Source organism: Mycobacterium persicum (assembly GCF_002086915.1).
Lineage (GTDB): Bacteria > Actinomycetota > Actinomycetes > Mycobacteriales > Mycobacteriaceae > Mycobacterium > Mycobacterium persicum.
In genome coordinates, this window is the sequence record NZ_MWQA01000001.1 from 4,808,837 (window position 1) to 4,833,924 (window position 25,088).

Annotated in this window: 27 protein-coding genes, 1 other RNA gene and 1 pseudogene; 18 read left to right on the forward strand and 11 right to left on the reverse strand. The window is 64.7% G+C overall.

What is annotated here, in order from left to right; all coding sequences use genetic code 11:
* Nucleotides 1-44 precede the first annotated feature (44 nt).
* From prfB to lipY (B4U45_RS21970), 11 genes are all read left to right on the forward strand, one after another.
* Nucleotides 45-1,175, forward strand: coding sequence for a peptide chain release factor 2 (gene prfB, locus B4U45_RS21920; protein ID WP_075548824.1), 1,131 nt, complete (start codon nucleotides 45-47; stop codon nucleotides 1,173-1,175).
* Nucleotides 1,162-2,157: a mechanosensitive ion channel family protein gene (locus tag B4U45_RS21925; RefSeq protein ID WP_075548823.1), complete on the forward strand. Its 996-nt coding sequence runs from the start codon at nucleotides 1,162-1,164 to the stop codon at nucleotides 2,155-2,157. The genes prfB and B4U45_RS21925 overlap by 14 nt, the downstream gene beginning before the upstream one ends.
* A gap of 2 nt (nucleotides 2,158-2,159) precedes the next feature.
* Nucleotides 2,160-2,621: an Rv3103c family proline-rich protein gene (locus B4U45_RS21930; RefSeq protein WP_082275581.1), complete on the forward strand. Its 462-nt coding sequence runs from the start codon at nucleotides 2,160-2,162 to the stop codon at nucleotides 2,619-2,621.
* A 44-nt stretch (nucleotides 2,622-2,665) separates the two neighbouring features.
* Nucleotides 2,666-3,355: a cell division ATP-binding protein FtsE gene (ftsE, locus tag B4U45_RS21935; protein ID WP_036391809.1), complete on the forward strand. Its 690-nt coding sequence runs from the start codon at nucleotides 2,666-2,668 to the stop codon at nucleotides 3,353-3,355.
* On the forward strand, nucleotides 3,356-4,249 hold the full coding sequence (gene ftsX, locus B4U45_RS21940; RefSeq protein WP_075548822.1) for a permease-like cell division protein FtsX: 894 nt from the start codon (nucleotides 3,356-3,358) through the stop codon (nucleotides 4,247-4,249).
* A gap of 2 nt (nucleotides 4,250-4,251) precedes the next feature.
* The gene (gene smpB / locus B4U45_RS21945) at nucleotides 4,252-4,749 is read left to right on the forward strand and encodes an SsrA-binding protein SmpB (RefSeq protein WP_075548821.1); all 498 of its coding nucleotides are present in this window, start codon (nucleotides 4,252-4,254) and stop codon (nucleotides 4,747-4,749) included.
* A gap of 51 nt (nucleotides 4,750-4,800) precedes the next feature.
* Complete coding sequence (locus B4U45_RS21950) at nucleotides 4,801-6,021, forward strand: ATP-binding protein (RefSeq protein WP_162877277.1); 1,221 nt, start codon at nucleotides 4,801-4,803, stop codon at nucleotides 6,019-6,021.
* Nucleotides 6,021-7,055, forward strand: coding sequence for a tetratricopeptide repeat protein (locus B4U45_RS21955; RefSeq protein WP_075548819.1), 1,035 nt, complete (start codon nucleotides 6,021-6,023; stop codon nucleotides 7,053-7,055). The genes B4U45_RS21950 and B4U45_RS21955 overlap by 1 nt, the downstream gene beginning before the upstream one ends.
* 19 nt (nucleotides 7,056-7,074) lie before the next feature.
* A complete protein-coding gene (locus B4U45_RS21960; RefSeq protein WP_075548818.1) occupies nucleotides 7,075-7,920 on the forward strand; it encodes a maleylpyruvate isomerase family mycothiol-dependent enzyme in 846 nt (281 codons plus the stop codon).
* 86 nt (nucleotides 7,921-8,006) lie between these two features.
* Nucleotides 8,007-8,374: a transfer-messenger RNA gene (gene ssrA, locus B4U45_RS21965) on the forward strand.
* Nucleotides 8,375-8,774: 400 nt separating this feature from the next.
* Nucleotides 8,775-9,959 carry a triacylglycerol lipase LipY gene (gene lipY / locus B4U45_RS21970; protein ID WP_082275580.1) on the forward strand — a complete coding sequence of 395 codons (1,185 nt, stop codon included), beginning with the start codon at nucleotides 8,775-8,777 and terminating at the stop codon, nucleotides 9,957-9,959.
* Nucleotides 9,960-10,063: 104 nt separating this feature from the next.
* Here the strand turns inward: lipY (B4U45_RS21970) and B4U45_RS21975 are convergent, their stop codons facing one another.
* The 5 genes from B4U45_RS21975 to B4U45_RS21995 all read right to left on the reverse strand — a co-directional run bounded on the left by B4U45_RS21975 (nucleotide 10,064) and on the right by B4U45_RS21995 (nucleotide 13,578).
* Complete coding sequence (locus B4U45_RS21975; protein ID WP_219859511.1) at nucleotides 10,064-11,854, reverse strand: serine/threonine-protein kinase; 1,791 nt, start codon at nucleotides 11,852-11,854, stop codon at nucleotides 10,064-10,066.
* A gap of 30 nt (nucleotides 11,855-11,884) precedes the next feature.
* Entirely contained in the window at nucleotides 11,885-12,100 is a 216-nt protein-coding gene (locus B4U45_RS21980; protein ID WP_122526388.1) for a Clp protease/crotonase-like domain-containing protein, read from the reverse strand.
* A gap of 34 nt (nucleotides 12,101-12,134) precedes the next feature.
* Nucleotides 12,135-12,899, reverse strand: coding sequence for an alpha/beta fold hydrolase (locus B4U45_RS21985; protein WP_075548813.1), 765 nt, complete (start codon nucleotides 12,897-12,899; stop codon nucleotides 12,135-12,137).
* On the reverse strand, nucleotides 12,896-13,063 hold the full coding sequence (locus B4U45_RS21990; protein WP_176552510.1) for a hypothetical protein: 168 nt from the start codon (nucleotides 13,061-13,063) through the stop codon (nucleotides 12,896-12,898). The genes B4U45_RS21985 and B4U45_RS21990 overlap by 4 nt, the downstream gene beginning before the upstream one ends.
* A gap of 239 nt (nucleotides 13,064-13,302) precedes the next feature.
* A complete protein-coding gene (locus B4U45_RS21995; protein WP_075548811.1) occupies nucleotides 13,303-13,578 on the reverse strand; it encodes a hypothetical protein in 276 nt (91 codons plus the stop codon).
* 235 nt (nucleotides 13,579-13,813) lie between these two features.
* Here B4U45_RS21995 and B4U45_RS22000 point away from each other — a divergent pair, with 235 nt between their 5' ends.
* Both B4U45_RS22000 and lipY (B4U45_RS22005) read left to right on the forward strand, forming a co-directional pair.
* Nucleotides 13,814-14,512, forward strand: coding sequence for an MspA family porin (locus B4U45_RS22000; protein WP_075548810.1), 699 nt, complete (start codon nucleotides 13,814-13,816; stop codon nucleotides 14,510-14,512).
* A 175-nt stretch (nucleotides 14,513-14,687) separates the two neighbouring features.
* Nucleotides 14,688-16,334 (forward strand): triacylglycerol lipase LipY, encoded by a 1,647-nt coding sequence (gene lipY, locus B4U45_RS22005; RefSeq protein WP_183154972.1) that lies wholly within the window; start codon nucleotides 14,688-14,690, stop codon nucleotides 16,332-16,334.
* 18 nt (nucleotides 16,335-16,352) lie between these two features.
* On the opposite strand, the gene B4U45_RS22010 is transcribed toward lipY (B4U45_RS22005), so the two are convergent.
* A complete protein-coding gene (locus B4U45_RS22010; RefSeq protein ID WP_075548916.1) occupies nucleotides 16,353-17,018 on the reverse strand; it encodes a TetR/AcrR family transcriptional regulator in 666 nt (221 codons plus the stop codon).
* A gap of 213 nt (nucleotides 17,019-17,231) precedes the next feature.
* Here B4U45_RS22010 and B4U45_RS22015 point away from each other — a divergent pair, with 213 nt between their 5' ends.
* Both B4U45_RS22015 and B4U45_RS22020 read left to right on the forward strand, forming a co-directional pair.
* On the forward strand, nucleotides 17,232-18,026 hold the full coding sequence (locus B4U45_RS22015) for a spirocyclase AveC family protein (protein WP_075548809.1): 795 nt from the start codon (nucleotides 17,232-17,234) through the stop codon (nucleotides 18,024-18,026).
* Nucleotides 18,027-19,229: a cytochrome P450 gene (locus tag B4U45_RS22020; RefSeq protein ID WP_075548808.1), complete on the forward strand. Its 1,203-nt coding sequence runs from the start codon at nucleotides 18,027-18,029 to the stop codon at nucleotides 19,227-19,229. It abuts the gene before it with no gap.
* 15 nt (nucleotides 19,230-19,244) lie between these two features.
* Here the strand turns inward: B4U45_RS22020 and B4U45_RS22025 are convergent, their stop codons facing one another.
* The 3 genes from B4U45_RS22025 to B4U45_RS22035 form a co-directional block, all read right to left on the reverse strand.
* Nucleotides 19,245-19,649, reverse strand: a complete 405-nt coding sequence (locus tag B4U45_RS22025; RefSeq protein ID WP_131808352.1) for a hypothetical protein — start codon at nucleotides 19,647-19,649, stop codon at nucleotides 19,245-19,247.
* A 105-nt stretch (nucleotides 19,650-19,754) separates the two neighbouring features.
* Nucleotides 19,755-20,888: a glycoside hydrolase 5 family protein gene (locus tag B4U45_RS22030; protein ID WP_075548915.1), complete on the reverse strand. Its 1,134-nt coding sequence runs from the start codon at nucleotides 20,886-20,888 to the stop codon at nucleotides 19,755-19,757.
* A gap of 119 nt (nucleotides 20,889-21,007) precedes the next feature.
* Nucleotides 21,008-21,487, reverse strand: coding sequence for a winged helix-turn-helix transcriptional regulator (locus tag B4U45_RS22035; protein WP_075548806.1), 480 nt, complete (start codon nucleotides 21,485-21,487; stop codon nucleotides 21,008-21,010).
* Nucleotides 21,488-21,573: 86 nt separating this feature from the next.
* Between B4U45_RS22035 and B4U45_RS22040 the strand changes: the two genes are divergently transcribed.
* On the forward strand, nucleotides 21,574-22,704 hold the full coding sequence (locus B4U45_RS22040; protein WP_075548805.1) for an acyl-CoA dehydrogenase family protein: 1,131 nt from the start codon (nucleotides 21,574-21,576) through the stop codon (nucleotides 22,702-22,704).
* A gap of 5 nt (nucleotides 22,705-22,709) precedes the next feature.
* Nucleotides 22,710-22,826: pseudogene (locus B4U45_RS22045) on the forward strand (LLM class F420-dependent oxidoreductase); the annotation flags it as partial.
* An 80-nt stretch (nucleotides 22,827-22,906) separates the two neighbouring features.
* Here the strand turns inward: B4U45_RS22045 and B4U45_RS22050 are convergent.
* Together B4U45_RS22050 and B4U45_RS22055 are read right to left on the reverse strand one after the other, a co-directional pair.
* Nucleotides 22,907-23,395 (reverse strand): lycopene cyclase domain-containing protein, encoded by a 489-nt coding sequence (locus B4U45_RS22050; RefSeq protein ID WP_131808351.1) that lies wholly within the window; start codon nucleotides 23,393-23,395, stop codon nucleotides 22,907-22,909.
* 37 nt (nucleotides 23,396-23,432) lie between these two features.
* On the reverse strand, nucleotides 23,433-23,600 hold the full coding sequence (locus B4U45_RS22055; RefSeq protein ID WP_158006377.1) for a hypothetical protein: 168 nt from the start codon (nucleotides 23,598-23,600) through the stop codon (nucleotides 23,433-23,435).
* Nucleotides 23,601-23,696: 96 nt separating this feature from the next.
* On the opposite strand from B4U45_RS22055, the gene B4U45_RS22060 reads away from it, so the two are divergent.
* The gene (locus B4U45_RS22060) at nucleotides 23,697-24,920 is read left to right on the forward strand and encodes an IS4 family transposase (protein WP_075545525.1); all 1,224 of its coding nucleotides are present in this window, start codon (nucleotides 23,697-23,699) and stop codon (nucleotides 24,918-24,920) included.
* Nucleotides 24,921-25,088 lie beyond the last annotated feature (168 nt).

Consider the following 25,088-nt stretch of genomic DNA (forward strand, 5'->3'; position numbering starts at 1 on the left):
ATGCTAGACGCTGACCACGGTAACTGCCGGTAACGTGGTCGGCTGTGGAACCCGACCGTCAAGCCGACCGACGAGCTGAGATCGCTGCCCTTGACTCCACCCTGACCACGGTGGAGCGGGTGCTCGACGTCGACGCTTTGCGGGCCAAGATCGACAAGCTCGAGCACGAGGCATCCGACCCCAAATTGTGGGACGACCAGGCTCGCGCACAGCGCGTGACCAGTGAGTTGTCGCACGCCCAGGGCGAACTGCGCCGGGTCGAGCAGCTGCGTAGCCGACTTGACGATCTACCGGTGCTCTACGAGCTCGCGGCCGAGGAACAAGGGGAAACCGCCGCCGAAGCCCTGGCCGAGGCCGACGCCGAGCTCAAGGCGCTGCGCGCCGAGATCGAGGCCACCGAGGTGCGCACCCTGCTGTCCGGCGAATACGACGAGCGTGAGGCGCTGGTCACGATCCGTTCCGGCGCGGGCGGGGTGGATGCGGCAGACTGGGCCGAAATGCTGATGCGGATGTACATCCGCTGGGCCGAGCAGCACAAATATCCGGTCGAGGTGTTCGACACCTCCTACGCCGAAGAAGCCGGCATCAAAAGTGCCACCTTCGCCGTGCACGCGCCGTTCGCTTATGGCACCTTGTCGGTCGAACAGGGCACCCACCGGCTGGTGCGGATCAGCCCGTTCGACAACCAGAGCCGGCGCCAGACGTCGTTCGCCGAAGTCGAGGTATTACCGGTAGTCGAAACCACCGACCACATCGACATCCCGGAGGGCGATGTACGGGTCGACGTCTACCGGTCCAGCGGGCCCGGCGGCCAGTCGGTGAACACCACAGACTCCGCCGTGCGTTTAACCCACATCCCAACGGGTATTGTGGTGACTTGTCAGAACGAGAAGTCGCAACTGCAGAACAAAGTGGCGGCGATGCGAGTTCTTCAAGCAAAGTTGTTGGAGCGCAAGCGTTTAGAAGAGCGCGCTGAGCTGGATGCGTTGAAGGGTGAGGGCGGCAGTTCCTGGGGTAACCAGATGCGGTCCTATGTCCTGCATCCCTACCAGATGGTCAAGGACCTGCGGACCGAATACGAGGTAGGCAATCCGGCCGCCGTCCTGGACGGAGACATCGACGGGTTCCTGGAAGCAGGAATCCGGTGGCGTAACCGAAAAGATGACAGCAACTAACACCACAGTTCTCGCCCTCGCGGTGGCCCAGCGCTGGCACGACTTTTGGCGCGGTCACATCGGCGAATGGATCATCACCCGGGGTTTGCGCATCGTCATGCTGCTGATCGCGGCCGTGTTGGCGGCCCGGTTCGTCAGCTGGGTGGCCGAACGGGTGACCCGACAGCTCGACCTCGGCTTCGCCGAAAGCGATGCGCTGGTGCGCTCGGAGGCCACCAAGCACCGGCAGGCCGTGGCGTCGGTGATCTCGTGGGTGTCGATCGTGCTCATCGGCATCGTCGTGGTCATGCAGATCGCCGACGTCCTGCAGTTTTCGGTGGGCGGTCTGGTCGCGCCGGCCACGGTGGTCGGCGCGGCGCTGGGCTTCGGCGCCCAGCAGCTGGTCAGGGATCTGCTCGCCGGGTTCTTCATCATTGTCGAGCGGCAATATGGCTTCGGAGACCTGGTCAAGCTCACCATCCTGGGGTCGGCGACCGATGCGACCGGCACTGTCGAAAACGTGACGTTGCGGGTGACCAGGCTGCGCTCCGCGGACGGCGAAGTGTTCACCGTCCCCAATGGCCAGATCGTCAAGTCGGTCAACCTCTCCAAGGACTGGGCCCGTGCCGTGGTGGATATCCCGGTGTCGACCAATGCCGACCTCAACCGGGTCAACGAGGTCTTGCACCAGGAGTGCGAGCACGCGCGCGACGACCCGGTGCTGGGGGAGTTGCTGCTGGATTCCCCCACCGTGATGGGGGTGGAAAGCATCGAAGTCGACACCGTGACACTGCGCCTGGTGGCCCGCACGCTGCCCGGGAAGCAGTTTGAGGCCGGTCGGCAATTGCGGGTGCTGGTCATCCGGGCCCTTGCTCGCGCCGGCATCGTGACCGCCGCCGACGCGACGGTCGGCCTGGTCGAAGACCCGGCGGTTCCAGCCGCCCAGGCTACCCAAGCCGCCGAGGCCGCCGAGCCCGGCGAAGTCAAGGGTGCGGTGCGGTAGTGATGAACTTCTGGCCCAACGTGCTGGGTAAGCGCGACCGGAATAGCGCACGGCGCACCCCGAGCCACCTGTTCGGCGGCCGGGTGCGCACGTCGACGGTGGTGTTGATCATCGTGTTCCTGGCGGTGTGGTGGACCTATGACACCTACCGTCCGGAACCGGCCCCCGCAAGGCCTGCGCAGGTCGTGCCACCGGGCTTTGTGCCCGATCCCGACTACACCTGGGTGCCGCGGGACAGGGTGCAACCTCCTGTGACCACTCGGGTGCGGCCGATGCCCACCACCACGACGACAACGCCGGAACCGACGACCACCACGACGACCTCGGCTGGCCCGCCGCCACCTCCGTGTCTGCTGCCGCCGCCCTTCTGCCCGGCGACCACGACTCCGAGCACCCCGACGCCGTCACAGCTACCGCAGCCCGGACCGGGGCCACCGCCCAGTTCGACGCCCCCGGCCAGTTGAATTTCGCTTCCCAGCGAAACTCACCGCTACACTGGCGTGCCGTGATGATCACCCTGGACCATGTCACCAAGCAGTACAAATCGTCGGCACGTCCGGCGCTGGATGACGTCAACGTCAAGATCGACAAGGGTGAGTTCGTCTTCCTGATCGGCCCGTCGGGTTCGGGCAAGTCGACCTTCATGCGGTTGCTGCTGGCAGCCGAGACGCCGACATCCGGAGATGTGCGGGTGTCGAAGTTTCACGTCAACAAGCTGCGTGGTCGAAACGTCCCGAAGCTGCGTCAGGTGATCGGCTGCGTCTTTCAGGATTTTCGGCTGTTGCAGCAAAAGACCGTGTACGAAAACGTCGCTTTTGCGCTGGAGGTGATCGGCAAACGCACTGACGCGATCAACCGGGTGGTGCCCGAGGTGCTCGAGACGGTGGGATTGTCGGGCAAAGCCAACCGGCTGCCGGACGAGTTGTCGGGCGGCGAACAACAGCGGGTCGCGATCGCCCGCGCCTTCGTGAACCGGCCGCTGGTCCTGCTGGCCGACGAGCCCACCGGCAACCTCGACCCAGACACCAGTAAGGACATCATGGATTTGTTGGAGCGGATCAACCGAACCGGGACCACGGTGGTGATGGCCACCCACGACCACCACATCGTCGACTCGATGCGGCAGCGGGTCGTCGAGTTGTCGCTGGGCCGGCTGGTTCGTGACGAACAGCGCGGCGTCTATGGGATGGATCGCTAAGTGCGCTTCGGCTTCCTGCTCAACGAGGTCCTGACCGGCCTTCGTCGCAATGTCACCATGACGATCGCGATGATCCTGACGACCGCGATCTCGATCGGCCTGTTCGGCGGCGGACTGCTGGTGGTCCGGCTGGCCGACAACTCCCGGGCCATCTACCTCGACCGTGTCGAAACCCAGGTCTTTTTGACCGATGACGTCTCCGCCAACGATCCCGCCTGCGACAGCGACCCGTGTAAAGCGCTGCGCGAGAAAATCGAAAAGCGATCCGACGTCAAGGCGGTGCGCTTCCTCAACCGTCAGCAGGCCTATGACGACGCCATCCGCAAATTCCCGCAGTACAAGGACGTGGCCGGAAAAGATTCCTTCCCAGCGTCGTTCATCGTCAAACTGGAAAATCCCGAGCAGCACAAGGACTTCGACACCGCGATGCAGGGCCAGCCCGGGGTGCTGTCGGTACTCAACCAGAAGGATCTGATCGACCGGCTGTTCGCCGTGCTCGACGGGCTGAGCAATGCCGCCTTTGCGGTCGCACTTGTCCAGGCCATCGGCGCGGTCTTGTTGATCGCCAACATGGTTCAGGTCGCCGCCTATACGCGGCGCACCGAGATCGGCATCATGCGATTGGTCGGGGCCAGCCGCTGGTACACCCAGCTGCCGTTCCTGGTGGAGGCGATGCTGGCCGCGACGGTCGGCGTCCTGATCGCCATCGGCGGCCTGATCGTGGTGCGGGCGATGTTTTTGGAGAATGCGCTCAACCAGTTCTACCAAGCCAATCTGATCGCCCGCGTCGACTACGCCGACATCCTCTACATCGCGCCGTGGCTGCTGCTGCTGGGCGTGGCGATGTCCGGGCTGACGGCCTACGCGACGCTGCGCATCTACGTGCGGCAATAGCGATGGCCAATAAGGCGCCGGGCAAGCAGGCCAAGGTCGGCCGAAAGATCATCGCCACCAATCGCAAAGCCCGGCACAACTATTCGATCATCGAGGTGTTCGAGGCCGGCATGGCCCTGCAGGGGACCGAGGTGAAGAGCCTGCGCGAGGGGCATGCGTCATTGGTCGACGCCTTCGCCACCATCGACGACGGCGAAATTTGGTTGCGCAACCTGCACATTCCGGAGTACCAGCACGGCAGCTGGACCAACCACGAACCGCGGCGCAACCGCAAGTTGCTGTTGCACCGGCGTCAGATCGACACTCTGATCGGGAAGCTGCGCGAAGGCAACTTCGCGCTGGTGCCGTTGTCGCTGTATTTCACCGAGGGCAAGGTCAAGGTCGAGCTCGCGCTGGCCCGCGGTAAACATGCCCACGACAAACGCCAGGACATGGCTCGCCGCGACGCCCAGCGCGAGGTGATCCGGGAGCTGGGCCGCCGCGCCAAGGGCATGGGCTGACGGCGCTGACTGGCGCGCAGGGGCGGGTTGCGGTATTTACGGGGAATGGCCGTGACTGAAGACCCAGTTATTCGCGAGTTGTCCGCAGCGGTGCAGCGCAGCCCCGAAGTCGTCGAGCTGCGTGTGCATTTGGCTACCTTGTTGGCCGACAAGGGACGCTATGCCGAGGCGTTGGGACATTGCAGCGCGGCCTTGAGCCAGGACGCCGGCAACGCCGTCGCGCTGAGCCTGCTGCAGCGGTGCAGTGCCGCGCTGGCCGAGCCCATCCCGACTCAGCCGCAGGCTCCTGCCGAAGACGGCTTCGATTGGTCCATTGCCGAAAAAGAAGTCGCCGACATCATCGAGCCCGCCTTCGTGGAGGCGCCCCCCGACGTCCTGGCCGAAGGAGATTTCGACGTGCTGCAGCGCAGCCAGGTGCGGCTGGTCGACGTTGCGGGCATGGCCGATGTCAAACGGCAATTGGAACTTTCGCTACTGGGGCCGCTGCGCAACCCCGAGCTGATGAAGGCCTACAAGGTGTCCGCTCGTGGTGGGTTGCTCCTATACGGGCCACCTGGGTGCGGCAAAACCTATGTCGCCAAGGCGGTTTCGGGAGAGTTGGGCGCCAGCTTCTACCAGCTGGGAATCGCCGACGTGCTGCATCGTTACCAGGGTGAGAGCGAGCGCAGCATCCGTTCGGCCTTCGACAATGCCCGCCGTAACGCTCCGTGCGTGCTGTTTTTCGACGAGGTCGACGCGTTGGGGCACCGGCGTTCCGCGCTGAGCGGCAGCTCGGGCATCCGCACCATCGTCAACACGTTGCTGGAAGAACTCGACACCGCTACGTCCGCCAACAACGGTGTCTATGTGCTGGGTGCCACCAATGCGCCCTGGGATGTCGATCCGGCATTGCGGCGGCCCGGGCGATTTGACCGGATGATTTTCGTGGGGTTGCCTGACGCCGAGTCCAGGGCGGGGATAGTCCGGTTTCATTTGAAGGATCGGCCGGTCGCCGGGATCGATCCCGCCGCGATCGCGGGCCGCACCGAGGGATTTTCAGGCGCCGATCTGGCGCATGTTTGCGACAGTGCAACGCAATTGGCGATGGCCGATTCGATGCGCAGCCAGCAGGTGCGTCCGGTCACGATGGCGGACGTCCAGGCTGCTGCCGCGCAGGTCAGGCCCAGCGCTGGGCCCTGGTTTGAGACCGCGCGCAACGTCGTCGAATTCGCCAACAACGACGGTACCTACGACGAGTTGGCAAAGTACTTGCGGCGCAGAAAGATTCGGTGATGTCGGAAACGGACACCGACCGAGTGGCCGAAGCTGTCCACCTCGCCAGTGCCTACGTCGACACGGGAAATTATGAGCGGGCCCGGGATGTCCTGCGCCGTGCGTTGGCGGAAAACCCGACCGATCCGGTCCTGCAGGCGCACCTCGCCCGGGCTGAGTACATGCTGGGCAACTACGACACGGCCTCTCATAGCGCGTACGGCGCGTTATCTGCAGCGCCGCAGTACGAGTTCGCCATGCGGCTTTACGCGCTGTCGCTGGAAGGCCTGGGTCGCTCGTACGACGCCCTTTGGATGGCCTGGCGGACCGTGCTTACTCATCCCAACGAACCTGCGGCGCAGCGGCTTTACGCGAAGCTGCTGCAAAATTCGCGCCAGCTTACATCGGCGCTGCTCGTAGTAGACGAGGCATTGCGCCTTGATCCCATGAGTGTCGACGCGTTGGTGCTGCGCGGCTCCATCCTGCATGACCTGCGTCGTATCCCCGAATCCACCGCAACGTATCTGGAGGCCTTGGCGTCGGATCCGGGCAACGCCACGGCGCTCCACAACATTGCCGTCAATCGGCTTCTGGCCGGTAAGTTCTCACTCGCGCTGCGGGGATTTCTGAGGGCCGCGAGAAGTGACCCGACGCTAGGAGATCTTGCGCGCCGCAATATCGCCGACCTTGTCACGAAGGTGCTGAAAAGTCTGACTGTCGTCGCGGTGCTCCTGGGATTGTTTGTCGTTTTTGTCGGCGTCGCGCACGACCAGGGCGAGCCAACCTCCAGATTGCGAATGTTGGCCGGGCTCTTCACCGCTGTGCTGATCGCCATCCTTGGCTGGCTATTGCGAGCGATACCTCGTGGGGTTATTTCGTACATCTTTCGCAACCGTGGCTTTGTCGCCGCCCGCTTGATCCACGCGGCCTCGGCAGCGTGTGCCGGCGCTGGTGTCACCGTTTTCGGTGGGTCGGCGTGGGCGGTCGCGGTTGGGGGAATGTTGATCGTCATTGGTTTGATTCTCGCGCGGGCCGGCGTGACGCTCGGATGGTGACCGGCCTACTATCCGAGCCATGGCCGATCGTCCGCTGACCCAACTCGACAAGTCCGAGGTCCTGGCGGGACTTTTCGCCGTGTGGGACTCCCTCGATGCGCTGCTGGACGGACTGCCCGAGGCGGATTGGCAGTCGATGAGCCCGCTGCCAGGCTGGAATGTCAAGGCGGTCGTGTCGCACATCATCGGTACCGAGTCCTTCCTGCTCGGCATCGGCGCACCGGAGGCCGATATCGACGTCTCCACGCTCGAGCATGTGCGCAACCCCATCGGAGTGATGAACGAGAGCTGGGTGATTCATCTCAGCGGAGAGTCGGGCACCAGCGTGCTGGAGCGGTTCCGCGAGGTGACCACCAAACGCCGCAAGGCTTTGGAGAGAATGCCGGAGACCGACTGGAGCGCGGCGACCACGACGCCGGCGGGCCCCGACACCTACGGGCGCTTCATGCGGATCCGTACCTTCGATTGCTGGATGCACGAACAGGATATCCGCCAGGCGCTGCAGCGGCCGTCGTCCGACGACGAGTTGGGTGGTCGGACCGCCGAGCTGTCCCTCGACGAAATGTCTTCCAGCATGGGGTTCGTCGTAGGCAAGCTGGCCAAAGCGCCCGATGGCTCCCGGGTGCTGTTCGAACTGACCGGCCCATTGGCCCGCACCATCCGGGTCAGCGTCGATGGCCGCGCGCAACTGGTCGAGGACTTCGGCGGACAAGAGCCGACCGCGGCCATCCGGCTTGATGGACTGCAGTTCACCAGGCTTGCCGGAGGTCGTCCGATGAGCCCCGCCCGCAGCCAGCAGGTAGAACTCGGCGGCGACAAGGACCTCGCGGGCCGGATCGTCGAGCGTCTGAACTTCGTGATCTGATCGGGAAGATAATCCCGTTGCCCGTTGTTGGTAGACGCGTACCATTGATTGTCTTGCCGGAAGTCGGCAAGGGTGCTCGAAGACATGGGGCTGAACGGTTTCGACTTCGCGCATCGAATCAAGGGAAGCGTGCCGGTGCAGGCAAGAGACCACCGTAAGCGTCGTTGCAACCAAATAAGCGCCGATTCACATCAGCGCGACTACGCTCTCGCTGCCTAAGCGACGGCTAGTCTGTCAGACCGGGACCGCCCTCGACCCGGACCCTGGCATCAGCTAGAGGGATCAACCGATGAGTTCGGTCGCGGGACTCGTCGGGACACCAACAGCGACTGGGATCGTCATCCTGGCTAGTTCGCGTGACCAGGAGATCCGAGCAGAGGCATAGCGAACTGCGCACGGAGAAGCCTTGAGGGAATGCCGTAGGACCCGGGTTCGATTCCCGGCAGCTCCACCACTTGACGGGCCGGTTCGCCGGCTCATTTGCAGGCAACGACAGCCATCACAGACCGAGGTATCGCGCTACGGCGTGTTCATCGCCGTGCACATAGAACGACATCGATCGTTCGGACCTGGTCGACCACTTTCCGTTCGAGCAGCCGTGGTGCCCGCCGGATGACGTCGCTCTGCGCTCGCCGTTGCGCAATGCGGCCTTGACGATCTGTTCATCTTGTTCAACACGCAATCGGCAGCCCGACGGCCGCGTTCGTCGTCTCGTCTTGCTTACCTGAGTCCACCTGGACGCCGGTTCCGGCAAACCGCGACGTGATTACCCGTCCTCGGCATAAGCTCCGGCTACTCGATGATCGGTATCGGCTGGGCAACTCGACGGGTTGCCCGAAGGGTGGAGCGGCACAGTGTCGTATGTTCTTGCGTCTCCCGAGCTAATGTCCGGCGCGGCCACAGAGGTGGCTTCGATTGGTTCGGTGGTCGCAACCGCAAACCAGGGGATGGCCGCGGCCACCACTGAGGTACTGGCCGCGGCCGAGGATGAGGTGTCGGAGGCGATCGCGGCCTTCTTTTCGGCCCACGGCCGGGACTATCTAGCTGTCAGCGCACACGCGGCGGCTTTCCATGAGCGGTTCGTGCAGGCATTGAGCGGCGCTGCCGGGGCGTATGCCACCGCCGAAGCGGCCGGCGCTGCGCCTCTGGCGACTTTTGAGCAGGCGGTGCTTGGCGTTCAGCTGGAAATCCAGCAGATCCCCACGACGATTGCCGCCGGATTCAGCTCCGGGCTCGCATCCCTGACTTCAGTGCCAGGTAACCCACTCCTGATGCTGCTTGCCAGCGACATCCCGCCGCTGTCGTGGGTCTTGGGCAACTCCCCGCCACCATTGTTGAATTTGCTGCTGGGGCAAACGGTGCAGTACACCACGTATCAGGGGATGAGCGTCGTGCAGATCACGCCGGCCGCTCCAACGGGCGAACACGTGGTTGCCCTGCACGGTGGCGCGTACATTCTCCCGGCCTCGTTGTTCCACTGGATCAATTACTCGGTGACGGCCTACCAGACCGGCGCGACCTTCGAAGTGCCGATTTACCCGTTGCTCCAGCAAGGTGGTACCGCCGCCACGGTCGTACCGCAAACAGCCGGCTTCATCTCATCGCAGATCGCGCAATACGGAGCCCAGAATGTCAGCGTGGTCGGCGACTCCGCGGGCGGCAACCTCGCACTGGGGGCCGTCCAATACTTGGTCAGCCAATCCGAACCGGTACCGTCGTCGATGGTGTTGCTGTCTCCGTGGCTGGATGTGGGGACTGGGGGACTCGGCGCGGTGTGGGCAGGCAATCTTCCCGCGAACAACTATCTGGTCAGCCCGCTGAATGGGTCACTTGACGGTCTTCCGCCGACGTATGTCTACTCCGGCTCGCTGGATCCACTTGCACAACAAGCGGCCGTCCTCCAGCAAGCAGCATTAGCCCAAGGGGCCCCGATGAGCTTCGTTGTGGAACCCTGCGGAATTCACGACTGGGTTCTGCTGACTCCCGGCGGGTTGCCGTACTGGCCGCAGATCAACCAACAACTCGGTATCGTCGCCTGATCGCAGGGTGGCGCCACGATCACGGGGATCTTGGCCCTGTTCACTGCCGCCCCGACCGAACCCAGAAACATGCCTGCCTGGCCGTCCGCGACCAGCAGTTGCGCCTACCCGGCCGCCTGCAGGGTGATCTCGGAGATTTCCGTCCGGCTCTGGCCATTGGTGGTGCCCAAGGTGGAGATCCACACCAGCACATTGGAGGTCTTCGTCCGGTTATCCACCGTGATGCGGTTGTGCCCCGGCTGCAGTGGCGTGTTCGGGGTCAGCGCGGTGGTGTCGGCCAATGTGGTCGGGGTTTGGCTGGGCGACGAACGGATCTGCACCTGGGTTCCCGTGCTGGACACGTCGATCGTCACGGCGCTCAGCGCGGTCGGCTGGGCCAGGTGCAGCAACAGCCCCATTCCCTCGATGAATTTCGGGAACGGGACCGCGTCCCGATAGGTAACGGTGGACCACGCCGTGTTCGGGTTGCCGTCGATCGCCAAGTTGGCCTGCTGCGGATTGTCGGGGGCGCCGTCGGGTGAAAAAACCGTTGCACTCACCGGCTTGACGATTGGTCCAGGGCGGGTCCGGGTGCCGAAACCGTGCGTGAAGTACAGAACCGCCGCCGCGGTCAACACGATGACACCGACGACGGCGACGAGCGCGGCGAGCCGGAGTTTTCTGCCTTTCGGCGCCTTGTCTCGCGGCGGTGTGGCACCGACCTCCGACCGGCGTCGCCTCGGACGAGCTCCGGCTGACAAGTTGACGATCTTGTCAGCGTCGAGGGTTTCGCCGTCCCACAGGCCGGTGATCTCGACCTCGTCCCCGTCCGCGAGCTGACCCGCGACGAGGTCGGTTTGGATCTCGACGGGAAGCGGAGCGCGCCGGTCGCCGAGCGGCTCATAGGGGACTACCTGGAACGACAAGATCCCGACCTGCGATTGGGCTCCGACCGCGCTTTGCGCTACGGCGCGCGCCGTTCCGTGAACAACCAGACGCTCGAGACGCTGCGTGGCCGGACGTCCGCCCGAAGCGAGGTCCTCGGCGGGGCCCGGCCCCGACGTTTGCAAGCGCGCCGGGGCGCCCCGCTGTGTGAGAGCCAGGGCGAACTCGGTGCAAGTCGGGTATCGCTGGTTGGGGTCTTTGGCCAGCGCCCTTGCCAGGACGGCGTCGAGGTGCGCGAGTTCGGGCCGGCGCGCCGATATCCGCGGTGGCGGTGTATTGAGATGGTTGCTGACGACGACGGCGCGATTCGAGTCGTGAAACGGCGGGGCACCGGTTAACAGATAAAACGTCGTCGCAGCCAGCGCATATTGATCTGCCCGGCCGTCAAGTGGCTTGCCCAGCAGCTGCTCGGGGGCCACGTAACTGATGGTTCCGATGGCGACGTTGACGTCGGTGAGGTTGCTGACGTCGTCGATTCTGCGGGCGATGCCGAAATCGGTGAGCAGCACCCTGCGCCGGTGGCCATCGGGCGCGGTCACGAGGATGTTCTCGGGCTTGACGTCACGATGGAGCAGACGGCGATCATGACCGAAGTCGAGCGCATCGGCCACCGCAGTCACGATTTCCGCGACGTCTTGCTCTGGCATTCCGTTCGGGTAGCGCTCCCGGACCAACCGACCCGCGTCGGTGCCGTCGACGTACTCCATCGAGATCCAGAGCCGGCCGTTGAACTCACCGCGATCGAGAACGCCGACGATATGGGGGTGCCACAGCGTCGCCGCCAACTCGGCTTCGCGTTTGAATCTCGCCTGAAACTCCTCGTCGGCTGTCGCGGCCAACGACAAGACCTTCAGCGCGTCGTGACGCGGCAGCGGGGGATGCTGGGCGAGGTAAACCTCCCCCATCCCGCCGGTGCCGAGCAGGCGCTCGATCACGTAGCCAGCGAATACCTCACCGTTGTCGAACGGCATGCCCGAAAGCCTACAAACCGCCACGGCCGGCTAGCGAATCCCGCTGATGAGGTGCCAGCCCGCGTCGGCACGCCCCCGGCGGGCCGGGAGAAGTCGGCGTCGGCGCAGACGTGTTTTCCCTGCGCACAACACGATCGCCCGGCATTGGGCGTCGTCGTCCAGCCGCTCATACGCGTCGGCGATGCCCTCGATCAAGGCGGCGTCGAAATAGTTGTTCGGAGGTCGATGGATCTCCACGACAGCCACGTGTCCGCCGCGTTCGACGGTGACTCCGGGATGTTCACAGCCGATCCAGGAATTCGCGCACCGCGGCGTTGAACGCCCCGGGCTGGTCCATGTTTGCCGCGTGCCCGGCGTTGTCGACGACAACCTTGCGGGCCCCGGGGATTTTGCGGGCCAAGTAGTCGGCGCTGGCCAGGAAGTCGGTGTCCTGGGCGCCGACGACGACGAGCGTGGGCACCGTGACACTGTCGAGCGACGTGATCACCCGAGCGTCCTTCTGGGCCATGACACCGCGGGCGGCCCGGGGCAGCCCCTCGGGGTGCTGGTGCACGGCCTGCGCGAGTTCCGGTGACATGTCGGTGAGCGCTTCGCCTCGTTCGAGTCGTTGGGCGCGCCGTTCCACCCATGCGTTCCACTTGTCGCGGGCCGCGTCGTTGCGGTAGCCCGGCCCCGTGTCGACCAGTACCAGCGCCGCCACCCGCTGCGGATGGGCGAGGTGGAAGGCCAGGGATAGGTAGCCGCCCAAGGACATTCCGCCGAGCACGGCCCGATCGGCGCCCGCGGCATCAAGAACGGCCGCCATGTCGGCGACGCTGATCTGCTCGCTGTAGCGGTCCATGTCCTCGGGCGCGTCGCTGCCGCCGTGGCCGCGCTGGTCCCAGACGATCACCGGCCGGTCGACGCTCAAGGCATCAATGTTGGGGTCCCACATGCCCCCGGTGGCGCCGAAACCGTGCGTGAGCAACAGCGGCACACCCGGCGCCTGGGGATTGTGCACCCGGAAGACCAGCGTGACCCCGTCCGGTCGCTGCAGGCGCTTCACGCCAGCACCTCGGACCCGCACTGGATGGCCGGGTAGCGGGCGTCGGGACGGCGAGCGACCAGCGCTGCGCCGAGCCGGTTCGGGCAGCGATGATGCCCTTTACCTTTGTCGTGCCAGGCCCAGAGTCGACGGGTCACGTGGTGCAACGGATACTCCTTCGTCATACCGATCGCTCCATGCGGCTGATGGGTTACCGCCGTCACCAGTCGTGCCGCCCGGTCGGCAAGCATTTTGGCGCAAGCGATTTCGAGGTCGCGGGGCCGAGTTCGGCCGGCTCCACCTTCCTGGTCGATGGTGACCGAATGGGCTTGCACGGCCTAGAACTGACCGATGGGGCGCCAATATCGCTCACGTTCACGGCAATAACGCAGCGCCATCGCCGCCACGGCGTCTCAAACTCGGGCTAAAATCCGTTCTTTTGGCACTTGACAGTTCGGTTCTGACAGACCATTCCGATACGGCCCCAGTCTTGTTCGAGGCCTGTTCTGCTCGGATGTAGCAAGCGCGGATCCTGCGAGAATATCGGGGTGAAGAGCAGATCATCGATGATCGGAAGCGCGTCATCGTCATCTGGGTCTGCGTAAGCGATGCCGCTGCCGCCGGACAGAGCCGTCATCCATATTCCGATGCTGGCTATCAGGATTGCCAGCGCCGTTCGAGCGAACCTTTGCAGCGTCATCGGTCGCCCTCTCTGCCGTCTGCCACGAATCCCTGGCTATACGTGAAGTTTACTCGCCAAGCACCTGTGAGCGTTCCGGCAAACAGGAACCGCTCGGCGACCAGCGCTGAGTGACGCGGGTCTCGCCAGACTGCCTCTTCTGAATCGCAAACCAGCTACAAACGCGCAACAACTCTGATTTCGTTAACCAGCAACGCCATAACGGAATGGGGCGGTGCTTAGCGTATCGGCTGTGATGCCGATTTCCGCGGTAGTTCGCCGTGCTGCGGTTCTGGCCGTGTGCCTCGTCGTACCGATGACCGCGCCGTCGGCAGGTGCCCAACCCGACGCCGAACCCCCTCCCGGTGCGGTGCCACCGTCCGACGGGTCGGTGCCTCCAGGCACACCGGCTAGGGTGAACACCCCTGACGGCTGGGTCCTGGCCCTCGGCGCGAAGGACGAGAAACACGTTCCGGTGGCGCCGCTGACCACCGCGCTGTCGTCCCGCGAATACCTCTCCAGCGGAATCTTTGGCGCTTCGCTCACCGGGCCGGAAGACCCCCGAGGCGTCCTGGAGGTCGGCTACGAGATCGGGTGCGGGGTCGACCAGAGCACCTCCAATGGCTTCGTCATCGCAAATGGCAGCGGAATCTCTCCCTCGCTCGCCGCCGAACTGCCGCTGGGTCCCGGCCAGCCGCCGATCGTCATTCCGCTGGCCAGCGGGCAGTATAACAACGTGGTCAGCGTGGGCCTCAAGCCCGGATTCGTCGTCATCGTGCCGGTGGTCCGCAAAGACTTCAAGGGGCCAAATCCGTGGATCATGATCAGCGACTTCCACATCAAGATCGACGGGTGCGTTGGCCAGTCGTTTATCCGTTCCTACGCGACCATGACCCGCATCACCGATGAGTCCGACGTGGTGCTGTCCTACGTCGGCTCCACCAAGGCCGTCTGACCGCGATTGCCGAAGGCGAGCTTCGACGGCACCCGCGGCGTTGGTGCTCGGCACGCTCTGTTGCGGATCTCGGCGAATGCCACCGCGACTGCCGCCGAAAACTCTTCCGCCAAGGCATGGACGGGGTACGTTCCTGGAATAAGCCTGATCGAGGGGGAATCGAGGGGGCAGGGTAATGAGCTTTTCGGTGTGGCCGCCCGAGGTCAATTCGGTGCTGCTGCTTGCTGGACCGGGATCGGAGCCGATGCTGGCGGCGGCGACGGCCTGGGACGGAATCGGCGGTGAATTGAGCTCAGCGGCGAACGCATTCGGTTCGATCACCTCGGACCTGGGGGCTCAGGCCTGGCAAGGCGCCGCGTCGGCCTCCATGACGGCGGCGGCAGCCCGGTACCTGGACTGGCTGGGAAAGGCAGCCGCTCAAGCCGAACAGTCAGCAGCTCAAGCCCGGGCGGCGGCCATCGCCTATGAAGCAGCACTGGCCGGCATCGTGCACCCTGAACTGATCAACGCCAACCGTGGCCAGTTGGTGTCGCTGGTGATCTCTAACCTGTTCGGTCAAAACGCACCGGCGATCGCGGCCGCCGAGGCTGCATACGAGCAGATGTGGGCTCAGGACGTCGCCGCGATGAGCGGATATCACAGCAGTGCCGCGACGACGGTCGCGCAGTTGGCCCCGTGGGAACAAGCGCTGCAAGATCTGCCTGGACTGCCAGGCGAATTCGCCAAAGCAATCGGAAACGGTTTCGCCTTGGTAGAACAGCAAATTCAGCAGACCCCCACGGCACTGGCCAGTGGATTCGCCCGGGTTTCCGACACCCTCATCACCGGCGTCTTCGGGGCGCCGGCTGATCCGCCTTTCGCGGCAACGCATTCGGGGAACTTCACCGGCGCCCCGTCGCTGGCGACCAGACTTGAAGAAGCCGCGCTGTGGCCGGTGAAACCCCTGCTCGCGTTGTCCGGCCTGGAAACTCAACTTGCGGTGCCCGGTAACCCACTGTTGGCGTTGTTCGCGAGCGACATCCCGCCGCTGTCGTGGTTCCTCGGTAACTCCCCGCCACCTTTTCTGAATTTGCTGCTGGGGGAGACGGTGCAATACACAACGTATAACGGGATGAGCGTCGTGCAGATCACGCCGGCTCATCCGACCGGTGAATACGTGGTCGCCATTCACGGTGGCGCGTTTATCTTTCCGCCCTCGTTCTTGCACTGGATCAATTACTCGGTGATGGCCCAGCAGACCGGCGCGACCGTTCAAGTCCCGATTTACCCGTTGCTGCAGGAAGGTGGTACCGCCGGTTCGGTCGTACCCACGATGGCCGGTTTCATCTCCACGCAAATCGCTCAACACCAGCCGTCCAACGTCAGCGTGATCGGCGACTCGGCGGGCGGCAACCTCGCACTGGCGGCTACCCAATACCTGGTGGCCCACGGCGACCCCGTGCCGGAGTCAATGGTTCTGGTGTCTCCGTGGCTCGACGTGGGAATGACCAATCCGAATATCGGGCTGGTCCAGGATCCGTTGCTTCCTGTCGGGCCCGCGCAACAGATCGGCAGGGTGTGGGCCGGCAATCTTGACGTGAACGACCCCATGGTGAGTCCGCTGAACGGCTCCCTGGGCGGACTGCCGCCGACGTATGTCTACTCGGGCAACCTGGACATCCTCGCGCCGGACGTGTTTGTCCTGCAACAAGCGGCCGTAACTCAAGGGGCCCCGGTCAGCTTCGTGCTGGCCAACGGTCAGATTCACGACTGGATTCTGCTTACTCCGGACGGTTTCCAATACTGGCCGCAGATCAACCGGCAACTCGGTATCGCCGCCTGATCGCGGGCGAAGCACCGCTCAGTCGCGCCGATGCAGGAAGCCATGCAGAATCGCCTGGACGAGTTCGTCGACGATCGCCTCCCGCGGGGGCGGCACGGACCCGAAGAAGGTCGCCTGCAGTGCGACCATGCCGACGATCATCGCCACCGTCGAGTGCGCCGGCAGGTCCGGCTGACTCGAGCGGATTCCGCGTAACCGCATGCCCTCGGCGCTGATCTGACCGAGCACCGCAATAGCCCGTCGCATGTCGGCGATGCCGGTGTCCTCGGTTTCCTCCTCGCCGAACGCCTCCGACGCCGCGAGCGTCAGCAGCAGACCCCGATGGTCCACGAGCATGTCGTAGAGCTGCTCGACGAAATGGCGGGCCAGTTCCTCTTCGTCGGTTTCCTCCGGGACGACCGACTGCCATGTCCGGCTGAATTCGTCGACGAAACGGGTGAAAGGAAGAACCAGTGCTTCCCGGAAAAGCCCGGCCTTCGAGCCGAAGTGCCGGAATAGCAGGTATTCGCTGACTCCGGCCGCCTGTGCGATTTCACGCGTCGTGGTGCTGCGGTAGTCCTGGCGGGCGAACAGCTCGCGCGCGGCATCGAGCAGGAGCCGGCGCGGCTCACCGCGAGGCCGACGGAGCGGCTGAACCGGCGCTTGGGCCGCGCGCCCGTTGCTGGACGAAAGTCGCTGGGACACCGTCATTTACTCCTGGGCACTCCGGTATTTCACGATCGTCGGCCTTGACCTTCGACTTAGAATAGTATCCACTATCACAAAGCCGGGTAGCCTGCCGGAAGGGCGTGTTGTGGGCGCGGTCATCATGCTCGGAACCCTGTTCGGGCTGATCGTCGTCATCTTCGGTCTGGTTATCTACATCGACCCGGAAGCGCGCCGCGGCGGGCGCTCACGATGAGTACCCAGTTGACGCCGTTGCTGACTGCGGCCGTCATCTTTGGCTGGGGTAGCGGCATCGTGTTCACCGCGGCGGGTGGGTATCTGAGCTTTCGCCGCCGTCGGCTACACCCACTGCTATTGCTGTGTGTCTCGGCGATCTCGTTTTCGTGGATCGAGGCGCCCTACGACTGGGCGATGTACGCGCAATTCCCGCCCGCCCTACCACGAGTGCCGTCGTGGTGGCCGTTGAACATGACGTGGGGTGGGCTCCCCTCGTCGGTGCCGGTCGGCTACATCGGCTACTTCGTGCTGCCCGCGGTGATCGGCGCGGCGCTCGGGCGACGGTTGAGCGCGCGGTTCGGCTGGTGTCGGCCGATCACGCTGCTGATCGTCGGACTCGTCGTCGGCTTCTGCTGGGCCTTCGTCTTCAACGCGTTCCTCGGGGCCCGGCTCGGCGTCTTCCATTACGGCTACGTGATTCCCGGCCTGGCAATCTTCGAGGGCGCCAAGCACCAGTACCCGGTCTACGACTCGCTGGCATTGGGGGTGCAGATGATGGTCTTCACCTATCTGCTGGGCCGCACCGATTCCCAGGGACGAAACGTCATCGAGATGTGGGCCGACAAGCGCTCGACGAGCCGGCTGCAGTCGGCAGTGCTGTCCGTCGTCGCCGTCGTTGTCATCGGGAACCTACTGTACGGGGCGGTCTTTGCGCCCCACCTCGTCACCAAGCTGGGCGGGTGGGTGACCTCCGGGCCGACGGAGCAGCTATTCCCCGGCGTACCGAACCAACCCCGGCAGGGCGGATGAGTGCCCACCCAACAGGAGCTTTACTACGATCCGTTCGACTTCGACATCGATGACGATCCCTATCCGGTGTGGAAACGGATGCGGGCAGCGGCCCCACTGTATTTCAACGACAAGTACAACTTCTATGCGTTGAGTCGCTACGACGACGTGGCAGCCGCACTGCATGATTGGCAGACGTATCGGTCGGGACGGGGCACCACGGCCGACATCTTGTTCAGCGGCATCGAAGTTCCGCCGGGAATCCTGCTGTTCGAGGATCCGCCGCTGCATGATCTGCACCGGCGCTTGTTGTCGCGGGTTTTCACCCCTCGGCGGATGCTGGCCGTCGACCGACTGGTGCGTGAATTTTGTTGTCGCGCACTGGATTCGCTTCGCGATTCGGACGGGTTCGACTTCGTCGCCGATCTGGGGGCGATCATGCCGATGCGCACCATCGGCTACCTGCTGGGCATCCCCGAGCAGGCGCAACAGCTAATCCGTGACCGCAACGACCAGAACCTCGCGCTCGGACCGCGACGGGAGGGGGTCAGCCCGACGATCTTCGAGGATTCGATGGCGATGTTCGCCGAGTACATCGAGTGGCGGGCGACGCATCCCTCCGACGACCTGGCGACAGATCTGCTCAACGCCGAAGTCGACGAATCAGACGGATCCCGGCGGCGCCTGGAACGCAACGAAGTTTTGGCCTACACCGCGATGATCGTCGGTGCCGGCAACGAAACCACCGCGCGGCTGATCGGTTTCATGGGCCAACTGCTCGGCGAGCATCCCGACCAACGACACGAACTCGTCGCGGATCCGCACCTGATCGGCTCGGCGGTCGAGGAGACCCTGCGCTACGAGCCGCCGTCGCCGGTGCAGGCGCGCTACGTCGCTCGCGACGTCGAGTTGTACGGGCACACCGTGACCGAGGGCTCCCACATGCTGCTGCTCAATGGTTCGGCGAATCGGGACGAGAAGAGATTCAGCGAGCCGGATCGCTACGACATCCACCGCAAAGGTGGCCATTTGAGCTTCGGGCAGGGACTGCATTTCTGCCTCGGCTCGGCCCTGGCGCGGCTCGAGGCCCGGGTCGCGTTCGAAGAGGTCCTCAAGCGATGGACCGACTGGGAGGTCGACTACGACAACGCCAGCAGGGCACGGACGTCCAGTGTGCGGGGCTGGGCGCGACTGCCCGTCAAGACAGTTCGGGCCAAGCCCTGATCAATGCGAAGCCGGTCAGCGGTGGCCGGGCGCGTTGGGGTTGCAGTCGATGCGATCAGGGATGTAGCAGTCCGGAATGATCCAGTCGCTGAGCGGATCCTTGGGATTGACGCGCACCGAACCTTTCGGCAGCTCAGGAGCTTTGCCCGGTTCGAGAGCGAAGGTATTGGAGAAGATGGCCGGCTGATCCCGGGCCAACCGGAGAAGCACCCCGCCCTGCCGGACACAGATAAGTCCAACGGCCGGTGGCTCTTTGGACGGGTCCGGCATCGCCTCCGAGCTCGGGTAGACGAGATTGCACAGATCCTGGGCGCTCAGAATGTGGTACGGGGGGTCGTCGGCCTGCGCCGGCGGAGCGACCAGCAGCCCCGCTCCGAGAACACCCATTCCTATTGCGCCTACGGCGAGTTCCCGAAACATGTCCACCACCTCGTGGTTGTGCGCGACTCAGCGGAATCATAGCGGTCGAAGGCGCGTGGCGGAACAACTTGCTTTTCTCGCCCCTGCACGCGATGCGGCGCAGCGCTATTCCTGCTGGACGCCGGTCAGCGTCCGAATCGTTTCCAGTTCGCCGTCCTGATAGGCCCGCCCGTCGGGCCGCAGCAGGTCGCTGAACCACACCTTCGGCGGCGTGCGGTACGGGTGATCCCACGAGTCCCACGGCAGGTACGTCTGGGTCTTTCCGGCGACCAGCCCCCAGTTGAACGCTCCGACGTTGTGCCGCTTGGCAATTGGCAGAATTCCCGCGACGGTGCTGCCCCGGCTGCGGGCCAGGTATTCGGTGCACACGACCGGACGCCCCAGTGGGGAAAGTTCGGCGATCCGGGCCTCGAAGTCGGCCGGCGCGCCATAGCTGTGGAAGGTGATCACGTCCGAGTTGTCCAGTTGGATGCCGCTGATCGTGCTGCGTTGCCCGGGGTCGGCCCAGTTTCCCTGCCAGACCCCACTGGTCAACGGCTGAGCAGGCTCGACTGCCCGCGCCCACCGGAACACCTGGGGCAGCAAGTCGGCGACCAGCGCCAGCTTGTCCTTGCGCTCCACCTTGCGATATACGCGCGCGGGATTGTCGGGTTCGTTCCACAGGTCCCAACCCAAAACCCGGTCGTCATTGCGGAATTGGCCCACGACTCCGGTGACATAGTCGTAAAGAACGCCGACGTAGCGCCGGTCACCGAGGTGTTCGGCACCGGGGCTTTGCACCCACCCGGAGTTGTGCACCCCGGGCCTGGGCGGGCGCTGACGGCCCGGCCTGGGGAACGGGTCCCAGCAGGAGTCGAACAAGACGAAAAGCGGCTTGATGCCATGGCGCGCGGCGATCGCGACGAACTGCGCGAGACGGCCTTGGAAGCCTTGGCGGTCCTGGGCCCACAGTAGGTCGTGGAGAAAGACCCGCACCGTGTTGAACCCGAGTGACCGCGCCGCGGCGAGCTCGCCGTCGATGCGCCGCGGGTCATAGCTGCCCGACTGGAACATCTCCAGCTGGTTGACGGCGTTCGACGTGATGTAGTTGGCGCCGACGAGCCAGCCCTGCGCTTGATACCAGCTGTTGGCACGCTCGGCCGGCCACCGGCCTGGTTCGGCACCGGCGCGCCCGGCCGTGGCCAGCGCCGTGCCCGCGGCCAGCAGCAGCGGCAGCTTCAACGCGGTCCGACGGTCCACGAAAAGACCATAATTTCGCCAGGTGATCCGTATGGTGTTGCTCGGCAACGTGTTTGGAGTTGCTTATCGATTCGAAACGTTTGAGGTTGGGAATCGTTACTTGCGTTGTGCGGCGGCGGTTACCGCGATGCCGACAGCCGGTCGCGAAATCCCGGGCCGGCCTCGGGGGTCACATTGCGCGCGGTGATCTCCTCGCCGCAGCGGACGCAGATCAGGCGAGGATCGACGAATTCGCCGCAGGTGTGGTGTCGCAGCATGATCGGCGGGCCGTCAGGGTGGGGCAAATGCTCGTCGCCCCACCGCATGAGCACGACGATCGCCGCGAAGAGCTCTCGGCCGGCCTCGGTGAGCCGGTACTCGTGTCGTTCGGGATCGCGGGAGTAGGGGACGCGGTCGAGAAGGCCGACGTCGACGAGCATCCGCAGCCGCGACGACAGGGTGGGGCGCGGGATGTTGAGGTTGCGGGCGAGCTGGCCGAAGCGCTGCACCCCGAAGAACGCCTCACGCAGGATGAGCAGCGTCCAGCGCTCACCGACCAGCTCCAGGGCCCGTCCGACAGACTCGCCCTCGAAGCGATGCGACAACTCGGCGGGGTGCATAGTTCAACGACTTTACCGGTTCAATTACTGAACCGACAGGAGTAAGTTGATTGAACCGCCGCCGTCACCGTCACCAGGAGCCGTTGATGAATCACCGCGACGCCGAGATCGAGAACCTTGCCGAGAAGATCGCCCTCGCGGCTCGCGAGCTTTCCGGGCAGATCGATCGCGATCGCCGACTCCCCGACGAACTCGTTACCAGCCTGAATGCGGCCGGACTGCTGCGCGCCACCATGCCCCGCGAGGTCGAGGCGTTGGAGCTGGCGCCGGAAACGGCGCTGCGGTGCGCCGAAGCGATTGCGCGCGGTGACGCCTCCGCGGGATGGTGCGTATCGATCGCCATCACCAGCGCCCTGCTGGTCGCCTACCTGCCGGCGTCCAGCCGCGAGGAGATGTTCGGCGGCGGGCGGGGTGTCGCGGCGGGGGTGTGGGCGCCGCGGGGCACGGCGCGCTCTGTCGACGGCGGTGTCGTGATGTCCGGGCGCTGGGCGTTCTGCAGCGGGATCAGCCACGCGGACATGATGTTCGCGGGTTGCTTTGTCGACGATCAGCGGGTGCCCTCCGTCGTCGCGTTGCCCAAAGCGGACCTGAAGGTCCTCGACACCTGGCACACCCTGGGCCTGCGCGGCACCGGCAGCCACGACAGCGTCGCCGACGAGGTTTTCGTGCCCGCCGACCGGGTGTTCTCGGTGTTCGACGGACCTGCGCTGGATCGGCCGCTGTACCGCTTTCCGGTGTTCGGCTTCTTCGCGCTGTCGATCGGCGCGGCCGCATTGGGCAATGCGCGCGCCGCGATCGACGACCTCGTCGAACTGGCCGCCGGAAAGAAGGGCCTGGGCTCCACGCGCACACTGGCCGAACGCCCGGCGACCCAGGCTGCGGTGGCGACGGCCGAAGCGGCGCTGGATGCCGCGCGCGCGCTGTACTACCAGGCGATCGACGCCGCGTGGCAGGCCAGCCACGGCGCCGATGCGGTGCCGGTGGCGTTGCGCAACCGGCTCCGGCTGGCGGCCACGCATGCGGTGCGGATTTCGGCCGACGTGGTGCGCACCATGTACGACCTGGCGGGGGGCAGCGCCATTTACGACAGCTCGCCACTGCAGCGCCGGTTCCGGGACGCCTTCACCGCCACCGCCCACTTCCAGGTCAACGAGGCCTCCCGCGAGCTGTCCGGCCGGGTGCTGCTCGACCAGCCCAGCGACGTGGCGATGCTGTGAGCGGCATGGACGTCGAGGTCGCCGTGCCGTTTTGGCTTGACCGACCCGACCACGAAGCAATGGAGGTCGCGCTGGCGGCCTCCGACGCAGGCTTCGACGCCCTCTGGATCGGCGAGATGGCCCCATCGCCATGGGAGAAAGCCGCGACGTAGCCTACAACCTGGGCATGATTGACCAGGCCGGGTAATCGCCTGACCGGTGTTCAGCGGCTGGTTTCGTGGTCCCGCGCAGCAGAAATTCTGGTGAAGAAGTATTCTGTGGCATTGGAATACATGAAGCCATAGAACAACGCGAATAGTAATTCCTCCAGTGGGACTCCCGCGATGACCGCTCCCGAAAGGGCAGACAAGTTCCACACATGGAACAGGTAGTGCGGATATACCGCGCTGAACATCACGAAGCACATAAAATACAGTCCCGTGAATAGAAAGCCGGCCAGCATAATCCTCGGGATCCGCGCCGGCCAGCAGGCGCACGAGGCGGCGGCACCGGCGAACAGCGCGATGATCGTGATGTAGATCGGGTTCACATTCGTCGTGGTGATGAGAGTGACAAAGACCGGGATCGGGGAAACCAGGGCAAGAACTTGGAGGGAGCGTGCACATCGCGGCTGCGGCCCGATTTTCCGGCCGATCTTGCGGAGGCCTGTGTAGATGGCAGCAACCATTCCACCCGCTGCGAATGAGAACACAACACTTTCGATATCGATGCCTATTCTGTTGTTCAGATCAAACAGACTCGGCGGATTCCAGTAGCGGCGGTTCGGCGAGGCCGGTCAGTGCGGTGATCCCGCTGACCCGCAACATTGTCATGCGGCGCGTGGTATCCGCCGGGACCCAGAAACCAACCCAGATCAGCATCAGCCCTGCGCTGCCGATCAGATATGCGTGGGTCACCTTCCGACTCGCTTTCTGGCTGTACGGCCCATCCAGTTAGTCCCATTTAGTCCCAATACCGTTCAGTTAAGACTACATGGGTGTAGTTTGTAGGGTATGCCTCGTGCGGGTTGGCGCAAGCCTGAGTCGGATCGCCGGTTGTCAGATCTGGTATCGGTGGGGGTGTTGACGCGGGTGTTTCCTGCGGCGCTGGTGGATGAGGTGATCGCGGAGGCGGGCCGCACCCAGCAGCGGCATCGGTCGCTGCCTGCGCGGGTGATGGCGTATTTCGCGATCGCGATGGGCCTGTATGCGGAGGGCTCTTATGAGGATGTGCTGGCCCAGCTCACCGATGGTCTGGCGTGGGCGTCGGGGTGGCGTGAACGCTACCGGTTACCAGGTAAGTCGGCGATCTTTCAGGCCCGTGAGCGGCTGGGGTCAGCACCGCTGGCCAGCTTGTTTTCGCGGGTGGCCCGCCCGTTGGCCGGGCCAACCACGCCGGGAGCGTGGTTGGCCGGGCGGCGACTGGTCGCCATCGACGGAACCTGTCTGGATGTGGCCGACACAGCGGCCAATGATGAGTACTTCGGCCGGCCCGGTGCCAGCAAGGGTGAGAAGGCCGCCTTCCCGCAGGTTCGGGTCGTTGGGGTGGCCGAGTGTGCGACACACGCGGTCTTTGCCGTGCAGATCGGGGCCTACCGCGATTCGGAGTCCAAACTCGCCGAACAACTGCTGGGTACCCTGACCACGGGGATGTTGCTGCTGGCTGATCGCGGGTTCTTCTCGTATGCGTTGTGGCGCAAGGCCTCTGCGACCGGGGCCGATTTGTTGTGGCGGGTACGCACCGGTTGGCGTGCCCCGGAACCGGCCCATGTGCAAGACCTTCCCGACGGTTCCTGGCTGGCTCACCTGCGGGCCAGCGCCGATCGGGCCAGCACCCCGATGCTGGCCCGCGTCATCGACTACACCCTCGACGACGGACGCGACAACCCCACCGTCTACCGGCTTTTGACCACGCTGACCGACCCCGAGCAGGCGCCAGCGGTCGAGCTGGCTGCCGCATACGCCCAGCGCTGGGAGATCGAGAACACCTTCGACGAACTCAAAACCCACCAGCGTGGACCTCGCATCGTGCTGCGCTCCAAATCCCCCGACCTGGTCCAGCAAGAAATCTGGGGACACCTGTGCTGCCACTACGCCATCCGTACCTTGATGACCCAGGCCGCCGAACACGCCGGACATGACCCCGACCGCGTCAGTTTCACTGCCGCACTGAGCATCACGCGTCAATCCGTCGCCCAGCAGGGCGCTTTTCCCCCCGGACCACCCCGAAACGCCTGACCGGCACTGGCGCGCCTTCCTGCGCCGACTGCTCGACCGCCTCAACCCGGCCCGACGCCACCGCGCAGCACCCCGGGTGGTCAAACGCAAAATGTCCAAGTGGCACGTCAAACGCGCCGACTACGCCCACTGGCTCCAACCCGAGCATTCACCAAACATCACCATCCA